We start from the raw sequence: 17,305 nt of genomic DNA on the forward strand, positions 1-17,305 counted from the left end.
GCGAACACCATTGTCCCGCAGGAACCATGTCAAACATGGCAGACATTACCGAGCCCCAGTTATCTGACGCCATTGCGGAATTGGTAAGTTGCGGCGTGTTCTCCGTGGATCGTCAAATGCACATCCTGTCGTGGAACCGCTTCATGCAATATCACAGCGGTTTTTCCGGCGAGGATGTGATCGGGAAGGACATGTTCGCGCTGTTTCCGGAACTGCCGGAAAAATGGCTGCGCAAGAAAATCGAAAGCGTATTCGTTCTGGGTGTCTCTGCGTACACATCTTGGGAGCACCGCCCGTATTTGTTTCGTTTTCGTCATACGCGGCCCATTACCGACACGATTGAATGGATGCAGCAGAACTGCAGCTTTATTCCGATCGAAGATGGAAATGGTGTGGTCGTCGCGGTGGGGATTACGTTGCTCGATGCGACGGACGTGTGCCTTGCATATGGCGAGCTGAAGAAGCGCGAAAAAACCGTAACCGATGCGCTTCAGGAACTCACTGTGCGTAACGCCCAACTCTCTGCGCTGAACGAAGAGCTGGCCCAGGCGCATCAGCAGCTGTTGCAGTCGGAAAAGCTCGCCGCCATTGGCCAGCTCGCCGCCGGCATTGCGCACGAGATCAATAACCCTGTGGGGTTCGTGCTCTCGAACCTGAACAGCCTGCAGCGCTACATGAACACGCTGCTCGATTACGCACGTACCCTGGATCAGCTGATCGGCCAGCATGCGCCGTCACTCGACGCACAGCTCTTGGCGCTTGCGCAGGCGGCCGACATCGAGTTTCTGGCCGAAGACGCTCCCGCGCTCGTGGCCGAATCGCAGGAAGGCCTGACCCGGGTGCGCGACATTGTGGTGGACTTGCGCGATTTCTCACGCGTCGACAGCGCACACCAGTGGGATCAGGTGGATATTCACCGCTGCATCGAGTCGACGCTCAACATCGTCAACAACGAGATCAAATACCAGGCCGACCTCGTGCGCGAGTACAGCGAACTGCCGGCCGTGACCTGCATCCCGTCGCAGATCAATCAGGTGGTGCTGAACCTGGTGGTCAACGCGGCGCAGTCGTATGCGGGCAAAAGCACGCAGGGCGGCGGGCGCGGCACCATCACCGTCCGCACCGGAACTGACGCGACCGACGCTGCATCGATCTGGTTTGAGGTAGCAGACGCCGGCAGCGGCATCGCGCCCGAAAACCTGAAGCGCATCTTCGACCCGTTCTTCACCACCAAGCCGGTCGGCAAGGGCACCGGGCTGGGGCTGTCTCTCACCTACGGCATTGTCAGGGCGCATGGCGGGCGCATCGACGTGTCGAGCACGGTGGGCGTGGGGACGATCTTTCGCGTGACGTTGCCACGATGCAGGCCGGAAGCCCCGCCTGTCGAACAACAACCGCCGGCCGATACCGCGCTGGCCATAACGTAAGCCTCACGCTTTACGCCTGAAGGGGGGAGACATCATGGCGCTACCTGTGCTCGTTGCCGACGATTCATCGTTGGCGCGCAAGCTTCTGATCAACGCCTTGCCTGACGACTGGGATGTCGAGGTCACACAGGCAGCCAACGGTGCGCAGGCGCTGGAGCTGTTTCGTGCCGGTAAGGGCACGGTCGTTTTCCTTGATCTGACCATGCCGGACATGGACGGCTTCCAGGTGCTCGAACACATCCGCAAGGCCGGCGACGATGCCTTCGTCATCGTGGTGTCCGCTGACATCCAGTCGGGCGCCGTCGAGCGCGTCAAGGACCTCGGTGCCATCGGCTTCATTGCGAAGCCCGTATCGGCCGAGCGCATTGTTCCGATCCTGCGAGGGTACGGTCTCTATGAATGACCTGACACTGAACGAAGACCAGCGCGACGCTCTGCAGGAAATCGCCAATATCGGGATGGGCAAAGCGGGGGCGGCACTGGCCGAACTGCTGGGCGCCTTTGTGACGCTCTCGGTGCCAGACATCAAGCTTGTCAACGCGGCACAACTGATGGCAGAGCTGCTGGGCCGCGACGTGGCCGGAGACGCGCCCTCGCCGGTGCGGCAGGCGTTTCAGTCCGACATTTCGGGCGAGGCGATCGTGCTGTTCGGCAAGGACGGCCGCGAAGAACTCGAAGAGCTGATGGGCTACGGCGATGCCGACGTGAACAGCGAAAGCGAGGCCCTGTCCGACATCGCCAACTTGCTCGTGGGTGCGTGTGTGCGCAGCGTCTTCGAGCAGCTCGGCCGCAATCTGTCGTTCTCGCGGCCAAGCTTTGTTCCGGCTGCGGTGCTGCAGCAAGCCTTGTCGGGCGAACAGTTCCATCGTTGGGATGTGGCGCTGTTGCTGGAAGTGCGCTTCACCCTTGAGCGCGGCGGCTTTGTGGCCCAGTTGGTGATGCTGCTACCTGAAACCGCCATCCGAAAAATGAAGCACGCGCTGGAGCAATTCCTGCAGGCGCTTTGAGACGCGCCCCGCCAGCCATCGAACCGTGAGACGCCAGCCATGCTTGTTTACGACGAAGACACCGCGCAAGCGAGCGCGCCCGACATCAAAGCCGCCGCGCAGCCAGAAAGCGCGCCCGCTTCTGCAACGCCTGCGGACGCCACGCCGTTGATCCTGCTGGTGGACGATGAGCCAGGCGTGCTCTCGTCGCTGCGCCGGTTGCTGAGGCCCACGGGTTACCGCGTGATCACTGCCGAGAGCGGTGCGGCGGCGCTCGACATGCTGTCGGTGTATCCGGTGGATCTGGTCATTTCCGACATGCGCATGCCCGGCATGAACGGCGCCGAGTTCCTGGCACGTGCTCGTGAGCGTTATCCGGACATCATGCGGATCCTGCTGACCGGCTACTCCGAAGTCGACTCGGCTGTGCGTGCCATCAACGAGGGCGGCGTCTATCGCTACCTCAACAAGCCGTGGGATGACCAGGACCTGTTGCTCACCGTCAAGCACGCGATCGAGCAGCGCACGCTCGCATGCGAGGCGCGCCGCCTGAGCGAGTTGACGCAGCGGCAGAACGAAACGCTGCAGCAATTGAATGCCGGGCTGGAAACCCAGGTGCTGGCGCGCACCGAAGAAATTCGCCAGACCGTGATGTTCCTGGAAGGTGCTCAGCGTGACCAGAAAGCGAACTTCACGAATATGGTCAAGGTATGCGCCAGCATGATCGAGATGCGCTGTGGTGCCATGGCGCGCCAGTCGCTGCGCGTGGCCGATCTGGCGCGCCGCATTGCCATCGAATGCGGGTTGACGGGGCTGCAGGTGCAGGACATCTTTCACGCCGGTCTGCTGCACGGCATTGGCAAGTTGTCGCTGCCCGATGCCCTGCTGAATACGTCGCTCGACAGGCTTTCGGCTGAACAGGCACAGCAGTTCTATCAGCATCCGCTGCGTGCTCAGATGGTGCTCACACCCGTGCCGCAGCTCGAGCATGTGGCGCAAATCATCCGGCACCAGTACGAACGCTTCAATGGCCGCGGCACTCCCGACCGATTGGCCGGAACGGCGATCCCGATCGGCGCACGCATCGTGGCTGTCGCACGCGATTTCGAGGGGCTTCTGACGGGCGAGATCATCAAGGACCACGTCTCGGGCGATCAAGCCATGGAGATGGTCAAGGCGCAATCGGGCCTGCGCTATGACCCCGACGTGGTCGTGCGCTTCGTGGCCGTGCTCAGGCAGCAGGGCGAGGTGATGCCTGTGCGGCAGATCTCTGCGGCCGAACTGCGGGAGGGCATGCGGTTGGCCGACGATCTGCTGACGCGACGCGGTGTGCTGCTCATTACACGGGACAGCATCGTCAGTGCGCATCAGGTCTTGCAGATCAGGCGCTTCGAAACCCATGAGGATGTGCCGTTCGCGATTCTCGTCTATGCGCCTGTGCCCAATCCCACGGATGCGGCAGATGTGCCACCAGCAGCGTGAAGGATGACCTTCGGGAGGCGGCGATGGTCCCAAGCAGCGGCAAGCGAATGCTGGCATACCTGCTGTGCGCATTCGGGTGGGGAGCGATGGCAGGCCAGGCGATGGCCTCCGGCGGCATCGCCGACGACGCACGCATGCAGCAGATCGTCGCGCGCGCCAGCGAACACGGGGCCCCTTGGGATGGTCCCCAGGCAGGTCCTCGTGCGCAGGTCGGCATCACGCTGGCCGTCGTGAGTGAAGACTTGCGCAACGGCGGCATTCTGGGTGTTGCGAAAGGCATCAAGGAGGCCGCTGGGGCCATCGGCTGGAAGATCCGCGTCTATGACGCCGGCGGGACGCCGGAGGGCCGCAAGCGTGCGATGGAATCGGCCCGGGCGCTGCAACCGGACGGCGTCGTGCTCGTCGGGGGTGACGCGCGCGAGATGCAGGCAGCGCTGTTGCCCTTCGTGCGGCAGGGCAGGCCCGTGGTCGGCTGGCACGTTGCCGCAACGGCCGGCGCCATCACGGACAGTCCTATCGCCATCAATGTTTCCACCGACCCGATGGCAGTTGCCCGGCTCACGGCCATGGCGGCTGTAGTGGAATCGGCGGGCCACGCCAACGTGGTCATCTTTACCGACTCCAATTTCCAGATCGCCAGCGCAAAGGCTGCGGCGATGGCTGAGGTGATCGGCGCATGCAAGGGCTGCCGCTTGCTGGCCGTCGAGGACGTACCTATCTCGGGCAGTGCGCAGGCCATGCCCGCCGTCATGCGACGTCTGCTGGAGCGGTATGGCCGCGTGTGGACGCATGCGCTGGCCATCAACGACATCTACTTCGATTACGCCGCCGCCGAACTGACCCGCGCCGGCAAGCCCGACGGCATCCACATGCTGTCTGCCGGCGACGGCAGCGCCGCGGCGTTCCTGCGCATCCAGGCTGGAGCGTTTCAGACGAGCACGGTGGCCGAGCCGTTGAACCTGCAAGGCTGGCAACTGGTGGACGAGGTCAACCGGCTGCTGGCCCATCATGTGGTCACCGGGTATGTGGCCCCCGTGCACCTTGTGACGGTCAAGAACGTCGCTTTCGATGGCGGACCACTCGGGCAATACGATCCGGACAACGGCTACCGGGCCGTGTATCGCCGGATATGGGGCCGTTGAATGTTCAGCGCAGCCGCTGCTATCCGCTGTGCGCGCATGCCGCGGTACGGTCTGTGGCCCAGATCGCTTGGGCGTCAATTCATGTTGGTCGTCGCCATGCTGGCGCTGCTGATCTCGGCAGGCGGCATCACGGCGGTCTATGCGCTGCGCACCTCGGCGGAAGCCACCCGCAGGCTCGCCAGCGAGCAGCTCATGCAATTGCGCGAGGCGCAGGAACTCGTTCAGCGCACGTTGTTGATTGAGCGCGAATCGGCGCAGTTGGAAAAGACCTCGTCGGTGGAAGCCCTGCGCCGGCACTATGCCGAGATCTTGCGCAACCTGGAGGCGTTCGAGCAGTTGTCCGAGCGGCTTGCTGCAACCGACGACGACATTGAAGTGCTCGATCTGCATCAGTCGACCCAGCTGTTTCGCAACGTCGTCAATATCGTCGCCCAGTGGTGGGAAAGCGAGCTGCAACATGCCGGAACTGCCGGTGCGGCTGCACAGGCGCCGGCATCCGAACGCAGCCTTGCCGGGCGCCGGTCGTTGGATGCGCTTTACATGCAGGCCGGCGCCATGGTGGTTTCGGCACAGCAGGTGTCGGAGCAGCACACGCGGGCGTTTCAGCAGGCGATGCAGGCGTTGGCGGTTGTTTCCGAGCGCAATCAGCGCTGGGTGACAGCGCTGCTCGCCGCCAGCGTGGTATTTGCCTGCCTGGCGGCTTACGGGCTGCTCGGGCGCCATGTGCTTCAGCGCTTGCTGCAGGTCAGCCGCAGCTTGCGCGCAGGACATTCAGACGGGGCGCCCAGTGCGGTACCCGTTGACGGCGACGATGAGATCGGCCAGATGGCGCGCGCGGTCGAACAATTCCAGCGTGACCGATGGCAGCTTGCCTTGGCCCACGAGGCACTGCAGGCCGAGCGTGCGCGCCAGGAGCAACTGCTGCACGAGCTGGCCCAAACGCAGGGGCAGCTGCTGCAATCGGAAAAGATGGCGTCGATCGGCCAGCTCGCTGCCGGCGTGGCCCATGAGATCAACAATCCCGTCTCGTTTGTCAAAGCCAATCTGGGCAGTTTGCAGCGATACGTTGGAGGATTGCTCGACGCGCTGTCAGCCTACGAATCCCACGAGGCAGAGTTGGCGCCCGCCACGCGGGCTGCGCTTGCGCAGGTCAAGCTGGCGGCTGATCTCGAGTACGTGCGCGAAGATGTGCCGGGGCTGTTGGCGGAGTCCCAGGAGGGGCTGCAGCGGGTCAAGACGATCGTGCAGGGTCTCAAGGATTTCTCCCATGTAGAAGAAGCGCAGCCGCAACCTGCCAATCTTGAAACGTGTCTGGAAACAACAATCAAGATCGTCTGGAATGAGCTGAAGTACAAGGTGGAGCTGGTGCGCGAATATGGCGGAATCCCAGACATCGAGTGCAGGCCCACCCAACTGAGCCAGGTGTTCATGAACCTGCTTGTCAATGCCGGGCAAGCCATTCAGGACCACGGACGCATCACGCTGCGCACCGGCCACGACGCGGACAACGTCTGGGTGGAGGTGGAAGATACCGGGGGCGGTATCCGGCCCGAGCATCTCAGCCGCATCTTCGACCCGTTCTTCACCACCAAGCCCGTTGGCCTGGGGACGGGGCTCGGCCTGTCCGTCTCTTACGGCATCGTGCGCAAGCATGGTGGCCAGATCGACGTGCGTAGCGAAGTTGGCCGGGGCACGTGTTTTCGGCTCGTCTTGCCGCTGCAAAGCCGTTGATGCAGCGGGCGCATTCGAGCGCCAGATTCCGATACGCCGCGTTCGTACCCCTTCCTGGAGCCGGCAACGATCCGAGCCGCGTGCTCTGCCTTGCATGGAATGGGCGGCGCCGGGCGTCACCAGAGCAATGTGAGGCGATCCAGGACGGTTTGAATCTTGTCCCCGTCCGGACAAACAAAAACCCGCGAGGCTCATCGCCACGCGGGTTTTTTGTCGCCCCTGAACTGCTTGGGACTATGTTTGGTGCCCAGGAGAGGACTCGAACCTCCACGGAGTTACCCGCTAGTACCTGAAACTAGTGCGTCTACCAATTCCGCCACCTGGGCTAGGTGAGCGGCGCATTTTACCGACCGCCAAAAAATTTGCAAGCCCTTCTTTTCTGATTGGCAATTCCGCCAGCGTTACACCCGTTACGCGTGTGGCGGTCCACAGGACGGCAACCTCGCTGCTACGCTGCCACGCAGCGATTTGCATTCCCCCCCACATGAGGTTGATCGATGATGAAACTCCGCCAAGCCGCCGCCGGCGCCCTGCTGGCCGCGCTTGCCACGTTTGCTCACGCCGAGCACCCGATCTGCACGATCGTGGCCGACGCCGCTACAGGCAAGGCCGTCTTGCACGAAGGCAAGTGCGACGAGCGCGTGACCCCCGCTTCCACCTTCAAGCTCGCACTCGCGGTCATGGGTTTTGACCACGGCTTCCTCAAAGACGAGCACACCCCGGTCGAGCACTTCAGGCGTGGTGACCCCGACTGGGGCGGCGAAGCCTGGCACCAGCCCATCGACCCGGCGCTGTGGCTCAAATATTCGGTGGTCTGGTATTCGCAGCGCATTACGCATGCGATGGGCGCGCAAACCTTCCAGGCATACGTGCGCAAGCTCGGCTACGGCAACATGGACGTGAGCGGCGACCCGGGCAAGAACAACGGCATGGACCGTTCGTGGATCACCTCGTCGCTGAAGATCTCGCCGGAGGAGCAGGTCGGCTTTATGCGCAGGATCGTCAACCGGCAGTTGCCGGTGTCGGCGCACACCTACGAGATGGTCGACCGTACCGTGCAGACCTGGCAGGTGCCGGGGGGCTGGGCCGTGCAGGGCAAGACGGGCACCGCCGGCCCGGCGCCGGGCAATACATCACCTGATGGCACGTGGGATCAGGCGCACGCTTACGGCTGGTTTGTCGGCTGGGCCAGGAAGGGCGACAAAACGTACGTCTTTGCCAACCTGATCCAGGACGACAAGGTGGAGCCGACCTCGGGCGGCATCCGCTCGCGCGATGCGCTGCTTGCGCGCCTGCCGGAAGTGCTGGCCTTTGCTGGGCACTGATCGACGGCGTTATGCATGACGGTGTTCGGCCGCGCTGCGCACCGTTGCTTCATCCACGCCCAGGCGCTGATGCAATTCCTGCCAGCCCTTGGGCGTAACTAGCACGGCGCGCGAATCGCGTGCGCGCAGCATCCAGCCGACATCGCACAGGCGACGCAGGAACTGCACCCCCAGCGGCCCCGCCAGGTGATGCGTGCGCTCCGTCCAGTCCAGGCATTGCCGCGCCAGCCCGCGCCGCGTCGGGCGAATGGCGCGAACATCGAGCCCCACGTCGCCAAACCAGGTGATGCCGGCGGCCGTGATCTCGTATTGCTTGTCTGGCATCGGCAGCAGATAGCCGCGTGATTGCAGCGCGTGCGTGACAGCCACGCCCACCTGCCCGGCAAGGTGGTCATAGCAGCAGCGGCAGAAGCCAAGCTCTCGCGCTTTCGGGCTGGGTGTAGCGCGTCGCACAGCCGCTGCGGGCGTGATGGCCGCCAGGTGTTCCAGCGCTTGCGCCACATGTGCCCCGGCCAGCCGAAAGTACTTGTGCCGCCCCTCGGTTTCCACCACCACCAAGCCACCGTCGAGCAACTTGGCCAGATGCGTGCTGGCCGTCTGCGCGGTGACGCCTGCGGCATGCGCCAACTCGCCCGCGGGTAGCGCGCGCCCATCAAGCAACGCCGTCAGCATGGCCGCCCGTGCGGGGTCTGCAATCAGGAAGGCCGTGCCGGAAAAGCTGTTCGGATGCGACATGTCCGACTCCTTGTCATGTGGCCATTCTAGGGACCCACGCGCCGCGATGCTTCGACACGCATCGAAGCGTTGCCCACGGTGCCGGCACTACGCTGGGGCCATCGCTTGCAAAAGCAAAAGCCAAAGGCCCCGAGATGGATGGAATCACGATGCAACCAGTGCATGCCAACACCGCGACGCATAAGCGCGTGGTGCTGTGCGTGCTGTCGATGGCGGTGTTGGTCGCGCAGATCGACACCGCCGTTGTCAACCTGGCGGTGCGCCCAATTGGCCAGTTCTTCCACGCACAGGTCGGCCCGCTGCAGTGGGTGATCGACGCCTACAACCTCGCCTATGCCGCATTGCTGCTCAGTGGCGGCCTGCTGGCCGACTTATACGGCCGGCGGCGGGCGTTTGTGTCGGGTGCGGCGGTGTTCTCGGTGGCATCGGTGCTGTGCGCGCTGGCACCGTCGATCGGGTGGCTGATCGGCGCGCGTGCCATGGCGGGTGTGGGGGCGTCCTTGCTGCTGCCGGCGTCGCTGGCGATCCTGCGGGTGGTGTGGCGCGACCCAGGCGAACGTGCGCATGCGCTGGGCGTCTGGGCCGCATGCAACGGCTTGGCCATGGCGATTGGGCCGACGGCCGGCGGCGTGCTGGTCACGCACTTCGGCTGGCGCGCCGTGTTCTGGGTGGTGGTGCCGGTGAGCGTGGCCATCATGGCGTTGGCCGTGCGCGTGGTACCGGAATCGTCTGACGCCGCGCATCGCCGTTTCGATGCGCTGGCCCAGGTGTTGGGCGCCATCACGCTGGGCGGCCTAGCCTTTGCGGCCATCGAAGCGCATCACGCGCCCGCTGTGGCGGCGGCTGTGCTGGCCGTGGCGCTCATCGCGCTGGCCTGGTTCATCCGCGTAGAGGCGCGCCATGGCGGCGAGGCGCTGGTGCCACTGGATCTCTTTCGCGTGCGCGAGTTTCGCGGCGCCATTGTCGCCACGGCGGGCATGACGTTCGGCATGTACGGCGCACTCTTCCTGCTGCCGCTCATGTGGCAGAGCACCGGGCGCTTCAACGTCATTGGCGCGGGCCTTGGGCTGATGCCGATGGCGCTGGTCTTCATGGGGGTATCGCCCATGTCGGGCACGGTGGCGCGCCGCCATGGCGTGCGGCTGGCCACGGCGGGCGGGGTGGGCATCATCGCGCTGGGGCTGCTCACAGTGGGGGCGTTTGCAGGTGCCGCATCGGTGGTGCCGGCAGCCATCGGGCTGGCGCTCTCGGGGCTCGGCATGGGCTTTGCCACCGGCCCGCTGATGGGCGCGGCGGTAGGCGCCGTGGGGCCGGAGCGTTCCGGCACGGCATCGGCGCTCGTCAACGTGGCGCGCATGACCGGGGCGACGCTGGGCGTGGCGATCTTGGGGGCGATGTATGCGGTGTGGGGCAGCGGCGCATCGGGGTTGCGCGTGGCCATGTTGTGCGGTGGCGCGGTACAGCTCGCATGCGCCGCCGTGGCGTGGCGGCATGGCGCTGATCGCCACTGAGCGCACTGCAATGCCCCGCCGCTTTTACGCCGGATTGGCACAGGCAAGGCCATCTAACGCATCGCAAAAAAATACCCGGCGAGGGGATTGCCGGGCTAAGTGGGATGTGAATGCATAAGACAGAATCACCTTACAAGATTTTCTTTGATCAGATTGAAAACAAACTTAAAACACAACACGTTTTTGAGGGTTTGCTCTAAAGAAACGGGTGCTTGAATAGCAATGCGTGTGCGGGTTTTTCCTGATGGCTGCGCCATTTGCGGGTGGATGGCAAACGATTTCCCTTTGAAAGAGAAATCTCAATGGCAGAGCATTTCAAGTAAAAAGGAAGCAAAAAAAAGTCAAATGAAAAAGACTTTATTGGATTGAGCTGAATTGAAAAGTTGATTCAATCAATTCCGTCTTTAATTGTCGATTCGACCGGATATGTTGGGCGCCAGGCGCCAGGCGCCCGTCGGCGCGCACACCACTGCATGAGCAGGCATTTGCATTGATCGAATTTCTGGGCGCCTCGGCCGGCAAGAATTCAGGGCTTTATGTGTCGGTCCAGCGCCGAGGGTTTCAGCTCGAAGCGCTTGGCCGCCCCGTGCACGCCGTGCAGAAACCCTGGGCTCGCCAGGGCTTATGCTGCGCCACAGCAATCAAAGGGGCGGCACTGCGGCGCCCCTTTGTGCTTGCTGCCATGCGGCACCGTGGGCACTTGCGAGTTTTGCTCACGCATTCAGCTACTGTCTGTCATGACAGGAATTCGTGAAAACCCTAGGAAACCCGCGCCCACCTTAGCGATTGGTTATTTCATGCGAAAAGTCTACGCTTACTACGTAGTACTACGTGTGGCTGCTGCGTACAGGTGCGGATGGTTTTCCGGAGGGCGCGCGATCAGAGTGCGCCGGATAACAACAAAGGCGGAAAGCACTCCCTCAGACATCCGTCTGGCCGCGCATCGGGCGTGGCACCTCACCTGTTCAAAACAACATCCGAAGTCCCCGAACTAGGAGACAACCCATGAAGTTCTTGCTCGCACTGCCTTTCATCGGCCTGCTGTGGGTGCCGTTCTACAACCAGGAAATGCCGGCGCTCTTCGGCTTTCCGTTCTTTTATTGGTACCAGTTCCTCTGGGTGCCGATCACCTCGCTGCTGATCTGGATCGTCTTCAAGAACGGTCAGAGCAAAGGAGAAGAATGATGGGCGGACAAATCAACTGGACTGCGCTGGCAGTCTTCATCTTCTTCTTCGCGCTGGTCACGGTGATGGGTTTCATCGCCTCGCGCTGGCAGCGGGGCAACTCCGACAAGGGCGCCCACATTGAAGAATGGGGCCTGGGCGGCCGCAACTTCGGCACCTGGATCACGTGGTTCCTGGTGGGCGGCGATTTCTACACCGCCTACACCGTCATCGCCGTGCCGGCACTCGTGTATGCGGTGGGTGCGTATGGCTTCTTCGCGCTGCCGTACACGATCCTGGTGTACCCGATCGTCTTCCTGATCATGCCCAAGCTGTGGAAGGTGGCGCATGCCAACGGCCACGTCACGGCGGCTGATGCCGTGTACGGCCGCTACGGCTCGCGCTCGCTGGAGTTTGCGGTGGCGCTCACGGGCGTGGTGGCGACGATGCCCTACATCGCCCTGCAGCTCATCGGCATGGAAGTCGTGATCAAGGCGCTGGGTTTGACGGGCGAGCTGCCGCTGGCGGCCGCCTTCGTCATCCTGGCGCTGTACACGTACTCCGCTGGCTTGCGGGCGCCTGCGCTCATCGCCTTCGTCAAAGACATCATGATCTACATCGTGGTGCTGGTAGCGGTGGTGCTGGTGCCGGCCAAGCTGGGCGGCTACGGTGCGGTGTTTGCCACCGCGCATGATGCGTTTGCCTTGAAGGGCGGCGCCACGGGCCTCACGCTCAAGCCTGCGCAGTTCCTGCCGTTCGCCACGCTGGCAATTGGCTCGGCACTGGCGGCGTTCATGTATCCGCACACGCTCACGGGCATCTTTGCCGCGCGCAGTGCAGACACCATCCGCAAGAACGCTGTCTTCCTGCCGGCTTATACGGTGCTGCTGGGCCTGATCGCGCTGCTGGGCTTCATGGCTTATGCGGCAGGCATCAAGGTCACCAACAACAACGACGTCGTGCCTGCGCTGTTCAACGCGCTGTTCCCGAGCTGGTTCACGGGCTTTGCGTTCTCGGCCATCGCCATTGGTGCACTGGTGCCGGCGGCCGTCATGTCGATTGGTGCGGCCAACCTGTTCACGCGCAACTTCTGGAAGCCCTACGTGGCCCCGGACCTCACGCACGCTGGTGAGGAGAAGGTTGCCAAGGTGATCTCGTTGATCGTCAAGGCGGGCGCCCTGGTGTTCATCCTGTTCCTGCCGACCAAGTTCGCGCTGGACCTGCAGCTGCTGGGCGGCGTGTGGATCGTGCAGACGTTCCCGTCGGTCGTGTTCGGGCTGTTCAACATCTCGAACCGCTTCCGCGCACCCGCGCTGCTGTCCGGCTGGGCGGCGGGCATGATTGCCGGCAGCTGGCTGGCGTTCTCCGACGGCATCAAGCCCGTGCACACCTTTGTGATTGGCGCAGACAAGTACACCATCTACACGGGCCTGGCGGCACTGGCCTTCAACATCATCGTTGCGGTGGTGGTGCAGTTGCTGATGGGCAAGCGTGGGGAGGAAGCCGCTACGCTGCGTCAGGCAGGCTGATCGACGCTGCGATTCGCAAAAGGAAGAGAAAAGGCCGGTACCTCAGGGTGCCGGCTTTTTTCTTTAGCGCTGGGCGACCGGCATGCCCGCGCAGCCGGCCGTGTCAAGCCGCCACCGAGCAGGGAATCCGCACCGTAAACGTCGTGCCGTGTTCCGACGATTGCACGTCGATCGTTCCGCGATGCGCCTGCACAATGCAGCGGCAGATATACAGGCCAAGCCCGATGCCGGCGGCGCTCCCGCTGTGGTCGGGCTGATTGGCGCGGGTGAGCGGATCGAACAGTGTGGGGAAAGCGGAGGGCGGAATGGGGTTGCCCTCGTTTGAAACGGCAATCGTCATCTGCCCGTCGCGACCGGCTGCTTCCAGGGCGACCCGCCCCGACCCGTATCGCACCGCGTTGGCCAATAGATTGACCAGCAACTGGCCGATGCGGCTGCCGTCCCAGGTACCACGTAGTTCGCCCGCAAGGCGCAGATCGATCTGCGCATCGGGGTAAGACGCACACACTTCGTCGATGGCATCGCTGCACAGCCGCCCCATATCCTGGGGGCTGAACGTCGTTGGCAGAAAGTCGCCGAGCCGGGTGCGGGTGAAGACGAGCAGATCGTCGATCATCTGTTGCACGCGCATCGCACCGCGCTGTATGAATGCGACCGCGCGTACGCTGCGTGACGACAGCCCGTCGTCATGCAGCAGGGTTTCGGCAGAGGCCAGGATAGCGCCGAGGGGGGAACGCAAGTCATGCGCGAGTACGCCGGCAAACAGGTCGCGCGTGCGCTCGGTTTGCTGGGCATGTTGCCGCACCGATTCGGCAAGCATCTGGTCGATTGCTTCGTTGAACCGAGTCATCTCTTGCAGTGCGAGCGCGTGTGACTGTGGATCCTGCTGCCACCGGCGCAGCACGCTGGCGCGCAGCGCGCGGTATTCCGCCACCACATCGTTGATGTCGAACCCGTGCGAGAGGCGGTCGTCGGCATGTTCATGGGCTGCTTCATTGAAGCCGGACTCCGAGGGCGCCCGGTCGCCCCGCGATTTGGCCCGCTGTTGCTCGGGTGTTTGCCGCTCGCGCATGTCGGCGGCAATCCGGCCGAGAAGGTCTCGCGCTGAATTGCGCAATTGAGATTCAGAAAGGCTGGCACGGCCGCTGATGAGCGTGCGCGCGTATTCCGTCCAGTCATTGATGAGGGCCGCGAGGTTTGCCTCGATAAAGTCAGATAGCGTCATGGATTTCCTCGACGGTTGCGAAAGCCATGTAGAGACGTGATGTGGGGCGCCGGGGGCCATTGCCCACACCGCGGAAAGGGTCGATGCCCCGTTTTACCGCTCCAAGGTATGCAAACTGCGTTCCAGTCGCTAGCTGGGTGCGGAGATTCCTCTCCGATTTGCCACCTCTGAACCGCCGTGGTGCACGAGGGAGCGACCGTGGGCACGCCACTTGCTAACCAAGGCTGATACTCCCTTGCGGCGCTCCACGTTACCGGACAACTGAATGAACGACGCCGCTTCTCCGTCCTCCGAATTTGGCTCTACATGGCTTCGGCTGTGGGCTGAATTGACCTCCGATTACTCCATCTTTGCACTGTCGATACAGGGCATTGTTTCAACGTGGAATCCGGGCGGCGAATGCATGCAGGGCTATCGGCCGGACGAGATTATTGGCCAGCCGTTCGCACTTTTGTATCCGCCGGAGGGCCGAGCCTCAGGTGCGCCCGAAGCCGCGCTGCATGCCGCCGCCAAGACAGGCCGGCATGTCGAGGAGGGATGGCGCATGCGCAAGGACGGTTCGCTGTTCTGGGCGAACGTCGCCATGACGGCACTCCGTGACAGCACCAACGCGTTGATCGGGTTCGGTACCGTGATCAGCGATGTGAGTGACAAGAAGGCCGCGCACGACGCCGTGCTGAAGAGCGAGCGCAACTTCCGCCTGCTCGTTCAGGGCGTGACGGACTACGCCATCTTCATGCTGTCGACCGACGGGCACATCAGCAGTTGGAATGCCGGGGCGCGGCGCATCAAGGGCTATACCGAGGCCGAGATCATCGGTTCGCATTTTTCGCGCTTTTATACGCCAGAGGATGTCGCGGCCGGCGTACCGTTCCGGGGCCTGGAGACCGCCCGGCGCGACGGGCGCTTCGAGGCAGAAGGCTGGCGCGTACGGCGTGATGGAAGCCGTTTCTTCGCGCACGTCATCATCGATGCCATCTACGAAGAGGGTGTGCTGGTCGGGTTTGCGAAGATCACCCGCGACATTACGGAGCGGCGACGCGCCAGCGAGCAGCTCGAGCAAACGCAAAGGGCGCTGTTCCAGGCCCAGAAGATGGAAGCGCTGGGCAAACTCACCGGCGGCGTTGCGCATGACTTCAACAACGTACTGCAGGTGCTTCGGGGCAATCTCGAACTGCTCGAAAGCCGGCACGGCCGTGATGGCTGGAGCGCCGAGCGGCTCAGTAACGCCATCGACGCCGTTGATCGTGGCGCCAAGCTCGCCGCCCAGTTGCTTGCCTTCGGCCGTCAGCAACCGCTCGCGCCTGTCGTGATCAACCCCGCGCGCCAACTGCGCGCCATGGACGACTTGTTGCGCCGGGCACTGGGCGAAGCGGTCGAGATCGAATCGGTGGTTGCGGGCGGCCTTTGGAATATTGCGGTCGATCCGCATCAGCTGGAAAACGTCATCCTGAATCTGGCGATCAACGCGCGGGATGCGATGCCCGAAGGCGGCAAGCTCACGCTCGAACTCTCCAATGCCACGCTGGACGATGACTATGTAGTAGCGCTGCCCGATGTGCCGGCGGGGCAGTACGTCATGCTGGCCGTCACGGATACCGGCACGGGCATGAGCCCCCAAGTGCTGGAGCAGGCGTTCGATCCGTTCTTCAGCACCAAGCCCGAGGGAGAGGGAACGGGGCTCGGGCTCAGCATGGCTTACGGATTCGTCAAGCAGAGCGGCGGCCATATCCGGCTCTACAGCGAGGATGGGGAGGGCACGACCGTGCGGGTCTATCTGCCCCGTTCCACCGGCATGGCGGTCGAGCCCGCACGCTCCAAGGCCAGCGGGCTCAAGCACGGCAACGAGACGATCCTCGTCGTGGAAGACGACGCAAAGGTTCGCGAAACCGTGGTCGATCTGTTGAGCGGCCTCGGCTATGCCGTGCTCAAGGCCAACAACGCAGAGCAGGCGTTGGCCGTGGTCGAGAGCGGCGTGCATATCGACATGCTCTTTACCGACGTGGTCATGCCGGGGGCACTGCGCAGTCCGGAGATGGTGCGCAGGGCGGTTCAGACGCTGCCCGCCCTGAAGGTGCTGTACACGTCTGGCTACACGCAGAACGCCATCGTCCATGGCGGGCGGCTCGATCCGGGTGTCGAGTTACTGAGCAAGCCTTACAGCCGCCAGCAGCTTGCATTCAAGATTCGCCAGGTGCTCGGAAATGATGGGGTGGACGCGACGGCAGCCGAGGAAGACGTCACGCAATTCGACCCCGACGCAGGCGCGGTATGGGAGCCCGCGCGCTTGCGCATTCTCGTGGTGGAGGACGACGCTTCATTGCGTGGCGCGGTATGCGAGCTGTTGACGCTGATCGGGATCACGCCCCAGCAGGCGGCCAGCGGCGCGCAGGCCCTCGCCACCCTGCGCGCAGGCTCTTTCGACGTTCTGTTTACCGACATCGTCATGCCTGACATGTCCGGCATTGAACTCGCGCAGCGGGCGTCTGAATTGGATCCGGAGCTACGGGTGGTCTTCGCTTCTGGCAACCCCATCCCAGACCACGACAGCTTTGCGTTCAAGTGGACGGCGCTTCGCAAGCCGTACACGCTCGATCAATTGCAGCACGCACTGCAATCGATGATGGCGCTTGAGCAGATGACCACCGATACATAACCGAGCTTGGAGGTTTGAGCGCGGCGTTTGGGCCTCAAAGACTCGTGTTCCACAGTCGGAGGCCCGCCCACGGTACTCAAACAGTGGAACGCCACTGTTTTCGCTCGAAATTTTCGACCTCCGAGAGTCGTGCGTCAGGGTCAAACTGTCGAGCGCCAGCCTACAACCGTGGCGATCGACTGTTCGAGGCTGGAACGCGGCTCTCCGAGGTCGAAAATTTGAAGCTCGAAGAGTCGAGCGCGAGGCTCAGACTGTGGCGCGCGAGTGAATCGCCCCGGCTTTCCTAGACACCCGCGAGCCGTTGGGAATGGCGTTGTTCGAACTCTACCGGTGATAGACCGTTGGCGCTCGAATGACGCCGTGTTGGGTTGTAAAACATCTCGATGTAGTTG

At 63.1% G+C, this 17,305-nt stretch carries 14 protein-coding genes and 1 tRNA gene; 11 read left to right on the forward strand and 4 right to left on the reverse strand.

Annotated elements, in window-relative coordinates; all coding sequences use genetic code 11:
* Positions 1-35 precede the first annotated feature (35 nt).
* The 6 genes from NKG59_RS21175 (at position 36) to NKG59_RS21200 (ending at position 6,768) form a co-directional block, all read left to right on the forward strand.
* Complete coding sequence (locus tag NKG59_RS21175) at positions 36-1,427, forward strand: ATP-binding protein (RefSeq protein ID WP_253540910.1); 1,392 nt, start codon at positions 36-38, stop codon at positions 1,425-1,427.
* Positions 1,428-1,461: 34 nt separating this feature from the next.
* Positions 1,462-1,830, forward strand: coding sequence for a response regulator (locus NKG59_RS21180; protein WP_045205589.1), 369 nt, complete (start codon positions 1,462-1,464; stop codon positions 1,828-1,830).
* Positions 1,823-2,434 carry a chemotaxis protein CheC gene (locus NKG59_RS21185; protein ID WP_253540924.1) on the forward strand — a complete coding sequence of 204 codons (612 nt, stop codon included), beginning with the start codon at positions 1,823-1,825 and terminating at the stop codon, positions 2,432-2,434. Before NKG59_RS21180 ends, NKG59_RS21185 begins: the two co-directional genes overlap by 8 nt.
* A gap of 39 nt (positions 2,435-2,473) precedes the next feature.
* Complete coding sequence (nosR, locus tag NKG59_RS21190; protein WP_045205587.1) at positions 2,474-3,895, forward strand: response regulator c-di-GMP phosphodiesterase, NosR family; 1,422 nt, start codon at positions 2,474-2,476, stop codon at positions 3,893-3,895.
* 86 nt (positions 3,896-3,981) lie between these two features.
* A complete protein-coding gene (locus NKG59_RS21195) occupies positions 3,982-5,037 on the forward strand; it encodes a substrate-binding domain-containing protein (RefSeq protein ID WP_045205912.1) in 1,056 nt (351 codons plus the stop codon).
* 81 nt (positions 5,038-5,118) lie between these two features.
* Positions 5,119-6,768 (forward strand): ATP-binding protein, encoded by a 1,650-nt coding sequence (locus tag NKG59_RS21200; RefSeq protein ID WP_253540927.1) that lies wholly within the window; start codon positions 5,119-5,121, stop codon positions 6,766-6,768.
* A 241-nt stretch (positions 6,769-7,009) separates the two neighbouring features.
* Here the strand turns inward: NKG59_RS21200 and NKG59_RS21205 are convergent.
* Positions 7,010-7,094, reverse strand: a tRNA-Leu gene (locus tag NKG59_RS21205).
* Positions 7,095-7,265: 171 nt separating this feature from the next.
* On the opposite strand from NKG59_RS21205, the gene blaOXA reads away from it, so the two are divergent.
* Positions 7,266-8,093, forward strand: a complete 828-nt coding sequence (blaOXA, locus tag NKG59_RS21210; RefSeq protein WP_253540930.1) for an OXA-22 family class D beta-lactamase — start codon at positions 7,266-7,268, stop codon at positions 8,091-8,093.
* A gap of 9 nt (positions 8,094-8,102) precedes the next feature.
* Here the strand turns inward: blaOXA and NKG59_RS21215 are convergent, their stop codons facing one another.
* The gene (locus NKG59_RS21215) at positions 8,103-8,828 is read right to left on the reverse strand and encodes an ArsR/SmtB family transcription factor (RefSeq protein WP_253540933.1); all 726 of its coding nucleotides are present in this window, start codon (positions 8,826-8,828) and stop codon (positions 8,103-8,105) included.
* 134 nt (positions 8,829-8,962) lie between these two features.
* Between NKG59_RS21215 and NKG59_RS21220 the strand changes: the two genes are divergently transcribed.
* The 3 genes from NKG59_RS21220 to mctP all read left to right on the forward strand — a co-directional run bounded on the left by NKG59_RS21220 (position 8,963) and on the right by mctP (position 13,032).
* Positions 8,963-10,339, forward strand: a complete 1,377-nt coding sequence (locus tag NKG59_RS21220) for an MFS transporter (protein WP_420804041.1) — start codon at positions 8,963-8,965, stop codon at positions 10,337-10,339.
* A gap of 1,005 nt (positions 10,340-11,344) precedes the next feature.
* Positions 11,345-11,524, forward strand: a complete 180-nt coding sequence (locus NKG59_RS21225) for a DUF3311 domain-containing protein (RefSeq protein ID WP_024978098.1) — start codon at positions 11,345-11,347, stop codon at positions 11,522-11,524.
* Entirely contained in the window at positions 11,524-13,032 is a 1,509-nt protein-coding gene (gene mctP / locus NKG59_RS21230) for a monocarboxylate uptake permease MctP (protein ID WP_253541012.1), read from the forward strand. Before NKG59_RS21225 ends, mctP begins: the two co-directional genes overlap by 1 nt.
* 103 nt (positions 13,033-13,135) lie before the next feature.
* Here the strand turns inward: mctP and NKG59_RS21235 are convergent, their stop codons facing one another.
* Positions 13,136-14,257 (reverse strand): sensor histidine kinase, encoded by a 1,122-nt coding sequence (locus NKG59_RS21235; RefSeq protein ID WP_253540939.1) that lies wholly within the window; start codon positions 14,255-14,257, stop codon positions 13,136-13,138.
* A gap of 265 nt (positions 14,258-14,522) precedes the next feature.
* Between NKG59_RS21235 and NKG59_RS21240 the strand changes: the two genes are divergently transcribed.
* Complete coding sequence (locus NKG59_RS21240) at positions 14,523-16,913, forward strand: hybrid sensor histidine kinase/response regulator (RefSeq protein WP_045205581.1); 2,391 nt, start codon at positions 14,523-14,525, stop codon at positions 16,911-16,913.
* A 283-nt stretch (positions 16,914-17,196) separates the two neighbouring features.
* On the opposite strand, the gene NKG59_RS21245 is transcribed toward NKG59_RS21240, so the two are convergent.
* Positions 17,197-17,305, reverse strand: a 109-nt coding sequence (locus tag NKG59_RS21245) for an IS3 family transposase (protein ID WP_248137186.1), incomplete at its 5' end; no start/stop codon positions are given.

Source organism: Ralstonia chuxiongensis (assembly GCF_024158925.1).
Lineage (GTDB): Bacteria > Pseudomonadota > Gammaproteobacteria > Burkholderiales > Burkholderiaceae > Ralstonia > Ralstonia chuxiongensis.